At 69.6% G+C, this 13764-nt stretch carries 10 protein-coding genes and 1 pseudogene; 6 read left to right on the top strand and 5 right to left on the bottom strand.

The genetic code is table 11. The annotated features are described in order from the left end of the window. The first annotated feature begins 30 nt into the window (after positions 1-30). The gene (locus Q0741_RS14905) at positions 31-1212 is read left to right on the top strand and encodes a class I SAM-dependent methyltransferase (RefSeq protein ID WP_298233998.1); all 1182 of its coding nucleotides are present in this window, start codon (positions 31-33) and stop codon (positions 1210-1212) included. Here the strand turns inward: Q0741_RS14905 and Q0741_RS14900 are convergent. Further along, positions 1184-1669, bottom strand: a complete 486-nt coding sequence (locus tag Q0741_RS14900) for an Lrp/AsnC family transcriptional regulator (RefSeq protein ID WP_298233997.1) — start codon at positions 1667-1669, stop codon at positions 1184-1186. The two genes, Q0741_RS14905 and Q0741_RS14900, sit on opposite strands and share 29 nt — an antisense overlap. A 156-nt stretch (positions 1670-1825) precedes the next feature. On the opposite strand from Q0741_RS14900, the gene glmS reads away from it, so the two are divergent. Together glmS and Q0741_RS14890 are read left to right on the top strand one after the other, a co-directional pair. Then, positions 1826-3655 (top strand): glutamine--fructose-6-phosphate transaminase (isomerizing), encoded by a 1830-nt coding sequence (gene glmS / locus Q0741_RS14895; protein WP_298233996.1) that lies wholly within the window; start codon positions 1826-1828, stop codon positions 3653-3655. A gap of 104 nt (positions 3656-3759) precedes the next feature. After that, the gene (locus Q0741_RS14890) at positions 3760-4998 is read left to right on the top strand and encodes an acyltransferase (RefSeq protein ID WP_298233995.1); all 1239 of its coding nucleotides are present in this window, start codon (positions 3760-3762) and stop codon (positions 4996-4998) included. A 214-nt stretch (positions 4999-5212) separates the two neighbouring features. Here the strand turns inward: Q0741_RS14890 and Q0741_RS14885 are convergent, their stop codons facing one another. The 3 genes and pseudogenes from Q0741_RS14885 to Q0741_RS14875 form a co-directional block, all read right to left on the bottom strand. Next, positions 5213-5656 carry a hypothetical protein gene (locus Q0741_RS14885; protein ID WP_298234016.1) on the bottom strand — a complete coding sequence of 148 codons (444 nt, stop codon included), beginning with the start codon at positions 5654-5656 and terminating at the stop codon, positions 5213-5215. Between the two features lie 207 nt (positions 5657-5863). Then, positions 5864-5968, bottom strand: a pseudogene (locus tag Q0741_RS14880) (LysR family transcriptional regulator); the annotation flags it as partial. 391 nt (positions 5969-6359) lie between these two features. Then, positions 6360-6509: a DUF3149 domain-containing protein gene (locus tag Q0741_RS14875; RefSeq protein WP_298233994.1), complete on the bottom strand. Its 150-nt coding sequence runs from the start codon at positions 6507-6509 to the stop codon at positions 6360-6362. 174 nt (positions 6510-6683) lie between these two features. Between Q0741_RS14875 and Q0741_RS14870 the strand changes: the two genes are divergently transcribed. Continuing rightward, the gene (locus Q0741_RS14870; protein ID WP_298233993.1) at positions 6684-7955 is read left to right on the top strand and encodes a bifunctional O-acetylhomoserine aminocarboxypropyltransferase/cysteine synthase; all 1272 of its coding nucleotides are present in this window, start codon (positions 6684-6686) and stop codon (positions 7953-7955) included. A gap of 302 nt (positions 7956-8257) precedes the next feature. Then, the gene (locus Q0741_RS14865; RefSeq protein WP_298233992.1) at positions 8258-9370 is read left to right on the top strand and encodes a PEPxxWA-CTERM sorting domain-containing protein; all 1113 of its coding nucleotides are present in this window, start codon (positions 8258-8260) and stop codon (positions 9368-9370) included. Here the strand turns inward: Q0741_RS14865 and Q0741_RS14860 are convergent. Then, entirely contained in the window at positions 9349-12468 is a 3120-nt protein-coding gene (locus Q0741_RS14860) for a transglycosylase domain-containing protein (RefSeq protein WP_298233991.1), read from the bottom strand. The genes Q0741_RS14865 and Q0741_RS14860 overlap by 22 nt on opposite strands. 256 nt (positions 12469-12724) lie before the next feature. On the opposite strand from Q0741_RS14860, the gene Q0741_RS14855 reads away from it, so the two are divergent. Beyond that, positions 12725-13762 (top strand): glycerophosphodiester phosphodiesterase, encoded by a 1038-nt coding sequence (locus Q0741_RS14855; RefSeq protein WP_298233990.1) that lies wholly within the window; start codon positions 12725-12727, stop codon positions 13760-13762. The last annotated feature ends 2 nt before the right edge of the window (positions 13763-13764 follow it).

Below are 13764 nucleotides of genomic sequence, written 5' to 3'. Positions count from 1 at the left end.
GGCGAGTGGGGGCATGGACAATTCGCCCCCATGAAATCGATCCGAATCCGCGAGGGCAAAGAGCGCTCGCTGCTGCGCAAGCATCCCTGGGTGTTCGAGGGCTCCATCGCCAAGGGCAAGGCCGATCCCGGCGAGACCGTGCGCGTGGAAAGCGCCGAAGGGCGCTTCCTGGCCTGGGGTGCCTTCAGCCCCACCTCTTCCATCCGCGTGCGCGCCTGGAGCTTCGACGAGGGCGAGCGCATCGACGCCGCCTTCTTCCAGCGCCGCATCGAACAGGCCGTGCAGCTGCGCAGCCGGCTGCCCATCGACAGCGACGGCGTGCGGCTGATCCACGGCGAGGCCGACGGGCTGCCCGGGCTGATCGTGGACCGCTACGCCGACGTGCTCAGCGCGCAGTTCCTCTCCGCCGGCGTGGAGCGCTGGAAGGACACCATCGCCGATGCGCTGCTGGCCGCCACGGGCCTGGCGCGGCTCTACGAGCGCTCCGACTCCGGCGTGCGCGGCCTCGAAGGCCTGGAGCCGATCAGCGGCTGGCTGCGCGGCGGCGGCGAGACCGCGGTCACGATCCGCGAGCACGGCTGGCGCCTGACGCTGGACGTGGCCGAGGGGCACAAGACCGGCTACTACCTCGACCAGCGCGACAACCGGCTGCGCTTCATGGAGTGGGTCAAGCGCCTGGGCGCACAGCGCGTGCTCAACTGCTACAGCTACACCGGCGGCTTCAGCGTCGCGGCGCTGGCCGGCGGCGCCCAGCGCGTGGTGAGCGTGGACTCCTCCGGTCCCGCGCTGGCGCGCGCCAAGGCGCACGTGGAACTCAACGGCTTCGACTTGGCGCGCGCGGAGTTCGCCGATGCCGACGTCAACCAGTACCTGCGCGGCTGCCTGCAGCGCGAGGAGCGCTTCGACGCCATCGTGCTGGACCCACCCAAGTTCGCCCCCTCGGCCGCGCATGCCGAGCGTGCCGCGCGCGCCTACAAGGACATCAACCGCCTGGCGCTGAAGCTGCTGGAGCCCGGCGGCCTGCTGCTGACCTTCTCCTGCTCCGGCGGCGTGGGTCCGGACCTGTTCCACAAGATCGTGGCCGGCGCGGGCAGCGACGCCGGCGTGGACGGCTACCTGCTGGCGCGCCTGGAAGCCGCCTGCGACCACCCCACCACGCTGGCCTACCCGGAAGGCGAGTACCTCAAGGGGCTGGTGGTGATGAAGAAGTGAGGTCGATGCGCGGCTCGAACTTCGTGCGCTGCAGGCTGAAGAAGGAGCGCACGTTGCGCACGTTGGCGTCCTGCGTGAACAGGCGCTGCACCAGCGCCTGGTAGGCCGTCATGCCCGGCACCCACAGCACCAGCACGAAGTCCGGCCCGGAGGCCACGCGGTAGCACTGCTGCACGGCGCCTTCCGCGCGCACGCGCGCCTCGAAGGCCGCCTGGTGCTCCGCGCCCTGGCGGTCCAGCGTGATCTCGACGATGGCGGTGAGGCTGTCAGGCAGCACGGCGGGCGACACCAGTGCCATCTGGCGCTCGATCACGCCCTCGTCCACCAGCCGCCGCACCCGGCGCAGCGCCGTGGCGGGGGAGATGCCGGCGGCCTCGGCCAGCGCCTGGTTGGAGCGGCTGGCATCGTCCTGCAGCAGCGCCAACAGGCGCCGGTCCACTTCATCCAAGGAAGTCATGCGCAAAATTATTTCATGAACATATCGCTCATGAAATAAAAAATCGTACATATGCTAACTTGCAAGAAAACGCCAATTAATTCATTAATTTGCAAGCACATTGCATCTTGAACTGCCTACGATGCCGTCCACTGTTTCTGCCGAGGAGGGTTCGACATGTGTGGCATCGTGGCAGGCGTGGCGGGGCGTGACATCGTCCCGGTGCTTTTGGAAGGCCTGAAGCGGCTGGAATACCGCGGATACGACTCTTGCGGCGTGGCGGTGCATCAGCACGGCGCGCTGCGGCGCACGCGCAGCACGGCGCGCGTGGCCGAACTGGTGGCACAGGTGGCGCATGACGGGGTGGCCGGCGGCACCGGCATCGCGCACACGCGCTGGGCCACGCACGGCGCACCGGCCGAGCACAACGCGCATCCGCACTTCTCGGGCGACCGCGTCGCGCTGGTGCACAACGGCATCATCGAGAACCATGAGGAGTTGCGCGCCGAGCTGCAGGGCCGCGGCTACGCGTTTGCGAGCCAGACCGACACCGAGGTCATCGCCCACCTCGTGAGCCACCTCTACGAAGGCGACCTGTTCGAGGCCGTGCAGCGCGCCACGCAGCGGCTGCGCGGCGCCTACGCCATCGCGGTGTTCTGCCGCGATGAGCCGCAGCGCGTGGTGGGGGCCCGCCAGGGCTCGCCGCTGGTGCTGGGTGTGGGGCAGGGCGAGAACTTCCTGGCCTCCGACGCCATGGCGCTGGCCGGCGTGACCGACCAGATCGTCTATCTGGAAGAGGGCGACGTGGTGGACTTGCAGCCGGGCAAGAGCTGGATCAGCGCGCGCCAGGCCGACGGTGGCTACCGCCCGGTGCAGCGCGAGGTGCGCACCGTGCACGCCCACAGCGGCGCCGCCGAGCTGGGCCCCTACCGCCACTACATGCAGAAGGAGATCTTCGAGCAGCCGCGCGCCATCGCCGACACGCTCGAAGGCCTGGAGCGCGTCAACCCCGAGCTGTTCGGCGCGGGCGCCACGGCGGTGTTCAAGGACGTGCGGCAGGTGCTGATCCTGGCCTGCGGCACCAGCTACTACGCCGGCAGCACCGCCAAGTACTGGCTGGAGTCCATCGCCGGCATCCCCACCAGCGTGGAGATCGCCAGCGAGTACCGCTACCGCGACAGCGTGCCCGATCCGAAGACGCTGGTGGTCACCATCAGCCAGAGCGGCGAAACAGCCGACACCATCGCCGCGCTCAAGCATGCGCGCGAGCTGGGCATGGAGCACACGCTGACCATCTGCAACGTGGGCACCAGCGCCATGGTGCGCGAGTGCCGCTTCAGCTTCCTCACGCGCGCCGGCGTGGAGATCGGCGTGGCCTCGACCAAGGCCTTCACGACGCAGCTGGTGGGCCTGTTCCTGCTGGCGCTGGCGCTGGCGCAGGTGCGGGGTCGCCTCACGGACGAGCAGGAGGCCGCGCACGTGCGCGCGCTGCGCCACCTGCCCGCCGCGGTGCAGGCGGTGCTGGCGCTGGAGCCGCAGGTCATCGCCTGGAGCGAGGAGTTCGCCAGCAAGGAAAACGCGCTGTTCCTGGGTCGCGGGCTGCACTACCCCGTGGCGCTGGAGGGGGCGCTCAAGCTCAAGGAGATCAGCTACATCCACGCCGAGGCCTATCCGGCGGGTGAGCTCAAGCACGGCCCGCTGGCGCTGGTGACGGCCGCGATGCCGGTGGTCACGGTCGCGCCCAACGATCAGCTGCTGGAGAAGCTCAAGAGCAACATGCAGGAGGTGCGCGCGCGCGGCGGTGAGCTGTTCGTGTTTGCCGATGCCGACACCCGCATCGAGAGCGCTCAGGGCATGCACGTGATCCGCATGCCCGAGCACTACGGCGTGCTCAGCCCGATCCTGCACGTGGTGCCGCTGCAACTGCTGGCCTACCACACGGCCTGCGCGCGCGGCACGGACGTGGACAAGCCACGCAACCTGGCCAAGAGCGTGACCGTGGAGTAAGGCGCAAGAGGGGCGCGGCGCGGGGCTCTGGCCGGGGATCGTGCCGCGCGCGCCGCGCCTGGGAGCGTGCGGGCACGGCGCCATTCCGGTGAGGGGGGATCAACATGAACTGGCTGGCTCGGCGTTTTGAGCTTTCGCGCCATGGCGATGGGCAGAACCTGCGGCCGATGGAAGGGCTGCGCGGCTGGGCCGTGTTCCTGGTCTTCCTGGTTCACTACTCGACGCTGGCGCATCCCTGGGTGGAAGGGCACGCGGCCCTGGCGCAGTGGAGCGCTGCGCTGCACACCATCGGCAACACCGGGGTGGACCTGTTCTTCGTGCTCAGCGGCTACCTGATCTACGGCTCGCTGCTGGGGCGGCGCCAGCGCTTCGGGAAGTTCATGTGGCGGCGCGTGCAGCGCATCTACCCGGCCTTCCTGGCCGTGTTCGCGGTGTACCTGGGGGCCTCGCTGCTGTCACCGGCGAACAGCCGCATCCCTCAGGCGCTGCCGCAGGCGCTGCTGTACCTGGGGCAGAACCTGCTGCTGCTGCCCGGGCTGTTCCCCATCGAGCCCATGATCACCGTGGCGTGGTCGCTGAGCTACGAGATGTTCTATTACCTGGCGCTGCCCGCCGTGATCGGCGTGCTGGGCTTGCGCCACCGCGACCCGCGCTGGCGCTGCGTCTTCTTCCTGCTGCTGACGGCGGCGGTGCCGGTGGCCTGCAACCTGTTGGGCGGTGGGCCGATACGGCTGACGATGTTCATGGCGGGCATCCTGCTGCACGAGGCCCTGCCGCAGTCCCGCATTCCCACGCCGGGCAGCGTGCTGGGCGTGCTGGGCTTGCTGGTGGGCATGACGGCGCCGCTGCTGCCCAGTCCCAACTCCGTGACCTACGCCCTGAAGGTCCTGACCGTGTACGCCGGCTTCTTCGTGCTGTGCTTGGCGTGTTTCCGCGATGCCGCCGCGCCGCTGCCGCGGCTGTTGTGTTGGACGCCGCTGCGCTGGCTGGGAAACATGAGCTACTCCTACTACCTGGTGCACGGGCTGGCGCTCAAGCTGGGCTTCCTGGTGCTGGCCAAGCTGCTGCCGCCCACGGGGCAGGAGGCGTGGGTGTATGCCGGCCTGATGCTGCCGATGTTCGCCGTGACGCTGCCGGTGTCGGCGCTGCTGTTCCTGGCGGTGGAGCGCCCGTTCTCGCTGGCGCCGGCCCAGCCGGCCCCGCGCTGCCCTACGTCCGCTGAGGTGGCTGCTGCGGCGCTGCGCGAAACCGCGGCCTTGGCATCGACGTGCACGGTCCGCCGGCCGGCGAGGGACGGCGCCGCCGAGGGCGCAGCGGCGCGAGGAGCGACGCGGGTGGAGTGAAACAAGGGCTGGCGCCAACGTCCCGGGAGTTTGGGTGGTCTGCGCGCAGTCTTGTTCGGGGGAGCCAGTGTGAGCAAAGGCGCTGCATCTTCTGAATGTCATCCCGAACTGCGCTGGGAGGACGGCCCAAGGGGGCAGAGCGCCTTAACTGGCGCACCGCTGCAGGACGCATCTTTGCTTGTCGAGCTGGATGAAGCTCAGGCCGCGCGGTGCCTCACTCCGCTTCGCGCTGCCCCGTGCACACCGGATGGTTCAGGCAGCGCCAGAACACCTGGCCGGCCTGCGGGCCCAGGCGGTGCACGCGGCGCACCATGGCGCCGTGGCACAGCGGGCAGGGCGGCACGGTGTCCTCGAAATCGGGCGGCTGCGCCGGCGTGTGCAGTGGCGCCGTGGAGTCCAGCGCCGTCGCCTGCAGCGGGCTCGATGCGGCCAGCCGGCGCTGCCGCCAAGCCGACAACGCCGCCAGCAGCAGGCACAGCAGCGGTACCAGCACCTGCCCCACGCTGGCCAGCAGTTGCGTCCCGTGGCTGGCCGGCGGCTCGCCGGCCTCGTGCAGCGCGACGAAGGCCGCCAGTGCCAGGGCCACGCCCACCCACCAGGGCATCCGCGCCAGGAGGCCAAGGGAGGGGGCGGCAGGAGAGGTGTCTTGTTGCGTCATGAGCTCGGAGCGGCAGACGGGGAGAGAGCCCCTCCGCCGCAGGGACCCACACTCTAGGAGATGGGGACAGCCCCGCCGCGGTACGGTTTCACGCCCCGCGCACAAGAACCGGATTCCTGCGCAAAAGGTCACTTCCTCGCCACCGCGTCCTTGCGCGATGCGGAAACCGGTTGCGCCGCCTCGCCGCTCCAGCCTCCGCCCAGCGCCCGCGCGCGCAGGTTCCACGGCCGGGAATACGCCCAGGCCGCCGACGCCGAAGGTCTTGAGCAGCGCGCTGTCCTCGAACTCGCCGGCCACGCGCGGAGGGATGCCTTCCTGCGCCACGACCCAGAAGTAGTGCAGGTGGCGGCAACTGAGGTCCGGGCCCAGGGGCTCCTCAGTTTTGAGCGAGGGAAGGCGCTGTGATTCGCTGCTTCTTGGAGGTTTCGTGCGGCCGTCCTTGGGGACGTGCCCGCTGGCCGCATTGGTGTGCCAGGCGGCGGGCCGGGCCTGCGCACCGCCTTCCTCAACTTCTGCTCTCGGCGGCTCCCATGGGATTCCTCCGCCTTCCCGTGCTCACGCAACCGCTGTTCCTGGCGCCGTGCAGGGTGGAGTACGCGCTGGCGCTGGTGTCCATCGACGGCAAGGCCGCGCTGATGGTGGGCCGCGCGCTGGTATCGCTGTGGAAGACACGCGGACCGGCGCCGCGGCCGTGGGAGAGGGATCAGCGCTTGCCGGCGTGGCGGGCGATGTCTTCCTGGATATGGCGCAGGAAGTAGCGCAGGTAGAAGCCGCCCATGCCCAGGGTAACGGCAATCACGGCAACGCTCATCAGGCCGTAGTCGGTGGTCAGCAGATCCTTCAGCGCATGCATGGTGTCCTCCTCGTCGTGGATGCGCTTATCTGACTACCGCATGTGAAAACGCCCTTTGCGCAGCCTCAAAACGGACTGCAGGTGGAATTTGAGCCATCGCAACTTCCGGTGCGCGTGCACCCGCCGCAGGGCTGCCTACACTGCGGTCCCCCCTTGAATCTGGAGGAGCAACCCATGAAATTCGAAACCCTGGCCGTGCACGGCGGCTACAGCCCCGATCCCACCACCAAGGCCGTGGCGGTACCCATCTACCAGACCACCGCTTACGCCTTCGACGACACGCAGCATGGCGCCGACCTGTTCGACCTGAAGGTGGCCGGCAACATCTACACGCGCATCATGAACCCGACCACCGCGGTGCTGGAGCAGCGCATCACGGCGCTGGAAGGCGGCATCGGCGCGCTGGCGGTGGCCTCGGGCATGGCGGCCATCACCTACGCCATCCAGACCATCGCCGAGGCCGGCGACAACATCGTCTCATCCTCCACGCTCTACGGCGGCACCTACAACCTGTTTGCGCACACGCTGCCGCTGTCGGGCATTCAGACGCGCTTCGCCGACGCGCGCGACCCCGCCTCCTTCGAGCCGCTGATCGACGAGCGCACCAAGGCCATCTTCTGCGAGTCCATCGGCAACCCGCTGGGCAACGTCACCGACTTCCATGCGCTGGCCGAGATCGCGCACCGCCACGGCGTGCCGCTGATCGTGGACAACACCGTGCCCACGCCCTTCCTGTGCCGGCCCTTCGAGCACGGCGCCGACATCGTCGTGCACTCGCTGACCAAGTACCTCGGCGGCCACGGCAACTCCATCGGCGGCGTGATCGTGGACTCCGGCAAGTTCCCCTGGGCGCAGCACGCGCAGCGCTTCAAGCGCCTCAACGAGCCCGACGTCAGCTACCACGGCGTGGTCTACACGCAGGCACTGGGCGAGGCGGCCTACATCGGCCGCGCGCGCGTGGTGCCGCTGCGCAACACCGGCGCGGCCATCAGCCCCTTCAACGCCTTCCTGATCCTGCAGGGCATCGAGACCGTGGCGCTGCGTATGGAGCGCATCTGCGACAACACCCTGGCGCTGGCGCAGTACCTGCGCACGCATCCGAAGGTCAAGTGGGTGAACTATGCGGGCCTGCCCGACCATGCCGACCACGAGCTGGTGCAGCGCTACATGACCGGGCGCGCCTCGGGCATCCTGACCTTCGGCGTCGAAGGTGGGCTGGAGGGTGGTGCGCGCTTCCAGGACGCGCTCAAGCTGGTCACGCGGCTGGTGAACATCGGCGACGCCAAGTCGCTGGCCTGCCATCCGGCCTCCACCACGCACCGCCAGCTCTCGCCCGAGGAATTGGCCAAGGCCGGGGTGACGGTGGACACGGTGCGCCTGTCCATCGGCATCGAGCACATCGACGACCTCAAGGCCGACATCGACCAGGCGCTGGCCGCGGTCTGATTCCGGTTCTGCTTCGAGAGTGAAATAAACCCCGTTCGCCCTGAGCCTGTCGAAGGGCAGGCGCTCGGATGTCGCCGCAGGGCTTCGACAAGGCTCTCCCGAGCTTGTCGAAGGGCTCAGCCCGAACGTTTTTTTATTTCATTGCTGACGAAGACTCGGAATGAGCCTTCGCCGCCGGGGCGCCGCCGCGCCCCGGCCCGGTTTGCAAGACTGTATTGCAGACGGTAAGAAACGCTTCCGGCGCCACCAAAGCGCTGGCCGGGCACCCGCAGTGCCCAAGCCGGCGCACAAGGAGGTGCAGCATGAAGCAAGCGAACCTGTTTCCGCACGGGCTCATCGTCGCTGCGGCCGCCGCGCTGGGCGGGGTCCAGGCGGTGCAGGCTGCGGCGCCTGCGCCGACGGAGGTGCCGCGCTACCGGGTGCACAACCTGGGCACGCTGGCGCCGCTGAGCAACAGCACCGCGGCGGCGATCAACGACTCGGGCCTGGTGACGGGCACGATGTCCAACGGTGTCGATCGCACGCGCGAGGTGTTCCTGGGCGCCGGCCAGGGCGACCTGCGGCTGCTGGGCACGCTGGGCGGCCCGCTGAGCATCGCGCTGGGGCTCAACAACCGCGGCGACGTGGCGGGCTGGTCGGTCAACGCCGACGGTGTGCAGCGCCCGGCGCTCTACAGCGGCGGCCGCTGGCTGGACCTGGCCGCGCCCTTCGCCAGCTTCGAGAGCGGCGTGGCCAACGCCGTCAACGCCTCGGGCCAGGCCACGGGGCAGATCAGCGGCCACGCCTTCATCTACGACGGCACGCTCAGCCGCGAGCTGCGCGTGGGCAACACCAGCGAAGGGTTGGGCATCAACGATCGCGGCGTGGTGGTGGGCGGCGCGGTGATGCCGGGCGACGTGGTGCGCCGGCCCTTCATGCATGAGAACGGCGTGACCACGCTGCTGCCCTCGCTGGGCGGCACCTTCGGCCAGGCGCATGCCGTCAACAACGCCGGCCAGGTGGTGGGCTACAGCTACACCGCGCAGGGCGAACTGCTGCCCTTTCTCTACAGCGGCGGCACGATGACCGCGCTGGCCAGCGAAGGCTTCGGCGAGGCCTTCGACATCAACGAGCAGGGCTGGGTGGTGGGCATGTACAACTTCGACGCCTTCCTGTGGCGCGACGGCGTGCGCCACGATCTCAACGCGCTCGTCGCGCCGGACCAGGCCGGGCGCTGGACGCTGCTGTCGGCGCAGGGCATCAACGAGAGCGGGCAGGTCGTGGGCTACGGGCTGTTCCACGGCTACCTGCGCGGCTTCGTCGCCACGCCGGTGCCCGAGCCGGGCAGCTGGGCCCTGATGTTGGCGGGCCTGGGGATGGTGGCCGCGGCGGCTCGGCGCCGCGGCCGCAAGGCTCAGCGCGTGGCCTGCTGCTGAACGTCGGCGCGCACCTGCACGCTTTGCAGCACGTCGCTGCTGGCGGGCACGGGCGTGGGCGCCGCTTCGGCCCTGGGCGCCGGGCACGAGCCCTTCTCCAGCAGCGGCACCAGCGCCGGCACGAGGGACTTCATCAGTTGCGAGGGCAACGCACTGGTGAACTTGTAGTTGGCGGCGTAGGGTTCCTGCACGTAGGCCATCATGGTGCCGAAGTAGCGGTCGCCGATGACGAACATGAAGGTGGCCGAGCGGCTGATCACGCGCGAGGACAGCACCTGCCCGTGGCGGCCGAAGCTGTCCTTGCGGTGGTCGCCGGTGCCGGTCTTGCCGCCGATGGGGACGATGGTGCCGTCGTGCAGCTTGAGCACGTCCTTCAGGCGCCTTGCGGTGCCGTTGGCCACCACGTCGAAGGCGGCGCGCCGCGCCGTGGCGGCGACTTCCGGCGGCAGCACGCGCTCGGGCGGATTGCCGCGCAGCGTCAGGCGCGTCTCGTAGGGCGTGTTCTCGGCGAAGTGCAGCTCGTCGATGCGCGCGGTGCTCTGGCGCAAGCCGTCGTTGGCCAGGATGCCCATGAACTCCGCCAGCGCCGCGGGCCGGTCGCCCGAGGCGCCCAGCGCCGAGGCGTAGGAGGGCGTGAGCGATTCGAAGGGGTAGCCCAGGCGCTTCCAGCGCCGATGGATCTCGATGAAGGCCTCGATCTCCAGCAGGTTGCGGATGCGAACGTCCTGTGCGCCCTTGTGCTTGGTCTTGAACAGCCAGGCGTAGACGTCCTGGCGCTCCTGGGTGCTGGCCTGCACGGCTTCGGCGAAGGTGCCATCGGGATGATCGCGCAACCATCCCGCCAGCCACAGCTCCAGAGGGTGCACGCTGGCCACGTAGCCCCGGTCGGCCAGCGACATGCGCTGCGGGTCGTAGGTGTCGTAGAGCTTGCGCAACTCCTTGTCGGTGTAGTTGGGCATCTCCTCTTGCAACTGCTGCAGCAGGAAGTCGCTCAAGTCCTGCATGCCGGCCCGGGGCTCGATGGTGCGGAAGACTGCGGTGAGCTTGGGCGCCGTCTCGCGCACACCCTGCAGCAGCGTCTCGCGCACTTGCGTCCAGTCCTTGCCCTGGTACTTGCGCCAGAAGCGCAGCAGGTACGCCTGGCCTTCCTTGTCCGCGAAGCGCATGAGGTACTCGCGCCGCTGCGGATTGTCCGGGTCCTTGAACAGCGCCGGGTCCGCGCTGGGCAGGTTGTACATGACGTGCCAGACCACGTCGCGCATGAGCCGGATGAAGGGCAGGTTCACCGAGTGCCGCAGCGCCTCGGCCACGGGCATGATCTTGCCGTTGTCACCGGGCTCGAAGTTGGCGAAGAAGTGCAGCCCGCCGCCGGTGAAGAAGCCTTCGCCCGGGCTGGCGGAGTATTTGCGCTGCATGGCCGCGTCGAGCATGGGCTGCAGGCCGCGGTCGCTCGCGCGCAGGAGGTAGTCGCGCGCCCAGCGGCCGATGTGGTCGCGCTCGTGCAGCTCCAGCGCGGCCAGCGCGATGCCGTCAAGACTGTTCCAGCGCTCGTGCAGCTCGGCCACGAGTTCCAGGTACGTCACCAGCGTGCGCAGCTTGGCGGTGGAGCCCAGGTCCAGCCGCGCGCCTTCGTTGATGTCGAAGGGCTGGTCCCAGTTGTCGGTCTGCACGCGCAGGCGGTTCACGCCCTCGCCGCGCTCGAAGAGCGTGAAGCTGAACACCAGCTTGCTCGGGTCGTCGCCCGGGCTCAGCAGCCTGAAGCCGTACAGCCCCGCGGCCTGTGCGCCTTCGGGCGTGCCCAGGCCGCGCAGCAGCTCGGTGGCCGTGCGCTGCACCGGCGTGTCCAGCGTGGCGCGGGCGCGCAGGTCGATGCGGTCGAGGTCGTAGGCGCGGGGCACGTCCAGCATCGCCGACAGCCGCGTGCGCAAGGTCGTGGCGGCCTTGCGGTCCACGAAGCTTTGCTGTGGCGCCCTGGGCGCCGCCTGCGACTGCAGCGTGAGCGTCAGCGGCAGCGCCGCGTCGCGCAGCGCAGGGCTGATGAGGCCGGCATCGCCCAGCAGACGCAGGTAGCTGTTGGTCAGATCCTCCAGGCCCGAGTCGGCCTCGATGAGGTAGTGCGAGGGGCGGCGCTGCGAAATCATCAGCGACAGCGCCTGCTTGAAGGCCAGGGCCTGCTGTGCCAGCAGCTCCGGGCGCGGGTCTTCGCCGGTGTCGGTGAGCAGGCGGTTGACCTCGTCGAAATCACGCCCGTACCAGACCCACAACCCATCGCCCAGGCCGTTGACCTCGCCGAAGCCGGGCCGGGCCGCCAGCGGCACGGTGTTGATGTAGTCGGCCACGATCTGCTTGCGCCGCGCCAGCGTGTCGGGCCCGTCGATGTAGGCGCGCAGCGAGGCCGAGGCCATCTGGCGCAGCTTGTCCTTGACGCCGTCGGTGCGGCCTTCGGGCGAATGGCGGTACTTCTCGATCTGCGTGGCCAGCGTGCTGCCGCCGGGTGAGCGGCCCGAATCGCCCACCAGGCGCAGCCCCAGGCTCAGCGCCGCCTTGCCCAGCCGGTCCCACTCCACGGCCGGATTGCGCTGCGGGGCCGCGGCATCGAGCAACTCGCGGTTCTCGATGAACAACAGCGCCTGCACCAGCAGCGGCGGCACCGCGTCGAAGCCGTCGTACACGCGCTGCGGGTAGCGTGTGGCGAACATGGGTTGTGCGCGGCAGTCCAGCAGCTCCAGCCCGCCCTGATTCTTCTCGTGGTAGGTGGGAAACAGCCCGTGGTCGGCCAGCTCCACCATGCGTGGCGACATGCGCGCCTGGGCCTGCACCGTGTAGCCCTGCCGCTGCAGCCGGTCGATGAACAATGGCAGCTGCGTGTAGCCCAGGCGCAGGTCGTAAGGGCCGTCACCGGGATAGCGCACCTGGTCGGTGGCGCCGGGCTGCAGCTCGAAGCCCAACTCGCTGCTGATCTGGCTGAGCTGCCGTGCCTGCCATCGGGAGCTGCGAACTTCCTCGACAACCGTGTACGCGGCCGCCGCAACGGCCGCGATCCCCACGCCCGGCACCACGAGGCGGCCGAGCTTTCGCCAGGAGAGGAAGGGCTTCAAGGCAGCTCAACTTCAATGAGGTTGGGACTCACGATACTGCTAACCGTAACCAATTCCACGCCTATTCGGGTTGTCCCGTCTTTGGTGTGGGAACGTACCAACGAGGGTTTGCCTGAGGCTGTGACGCAGTTCCGGGAATAGGTTTTGCCGAAGGGGGACTTCGCGATTTGAGCGCTTGGGCGCTGGGTTTTTCGCCCGTCCGGGACTGCCGGCAACGGCCATGCGAACAGGGGGCCCGGCGTGCGATGCTGCGGCCATGAACCCCCTCGTCATCGCCCATCGCGGGGCCAGCGGTTGCCGGCCCGAGCACACCCTGGAGAGCTATGCGCTGGCCATCGAGCAGGGTGCCGACTTCATAGAGCCCGACCTGGTCAGCACCCGCGACGGCGTGCTGGTGGCGCGGCACGAGAACGCCCTGGCGCTGCTCAATGCCGATGGCTCGCTGCGCGAGGCCACCACCGACGTGGCCGAACGTGCCGAGTTCGCTTCGCGCTGCTGCAAGAAGTCCATCGACGGCCACGCGCGCATCGGCTGGTTCACCGAGGATTTCACCCTGGCCGAGCTGCGCACGCTGCGCGCACGCGAGCGGCTGCCCGCGCTGCGCGGCACGGCCTTCGATGACCGCTTCACCGTGCCGACGTTCGACGAGATCCTGGCGCTGCTCGACGAGGCCAACGCGCGGCGGGGCGGGCGGCCGGTGGGCGTCTATCCGGAGACCAAGCACCCGAGCCACTTCCGCAAGCTCGGCCTGCCGCTGGAGCCGCCGCTGGTGCAGGCGCTGCACCGCCACGGCGGGCGGGGGCCGCGGCCACCGGTCTTCATCCAGTCCTTCGAGGTGGGCAACCTGCGCCTGCTGCGCGAGCTCACGGCGCTGCCGCTGGTGCAGCTGATCGAGGCCGAGGGCCGGCCCTGGGATTTCAGCGCCGCCGGCGACCCCCGCCGCTACGCCGACCTGCTCGCGCCCGCCGGCCTGAAGGCGCTGGCCGGCCACGTCCAGGTGCTGGGCGTGGATGCCGACCTGGTGATCCCGCGCCGCCCGGACGGCCGGCTCGGCACGCCCACGCCGCTGGTGGCGCGGGCGCATGACGCGGGGCTGGCGGTGCACGCCTGGACCTTCAGGGCCGAGAACCGCTTCCTGCCGGCCGACTTCCGCCGTGGCACGGACCCCGCCGCGCATGGCGACCTCGCCGGCTGCCTGCAGGCATTCCTGGACGCCGGCCTGGACGGCTTCTTCACCGACCACCCGGCGCAGGGCCGGCAGGCCGTCGCGGCGCGCGCCGCGCGGCGGAGCTGAGC

It is taken from the genome of uncultured Azohydromonas sp., from assembly GCF_937926365.1.
Classification (GTDB): Bacteria; Pseudomonadota; Gammaproteobacteria; order Burkholderiales; family Burkholderiaceae_C; genus Azohydromonas.
This window is presented reverse-complemented; position numbering and strand designations above follow the sequence as displayed.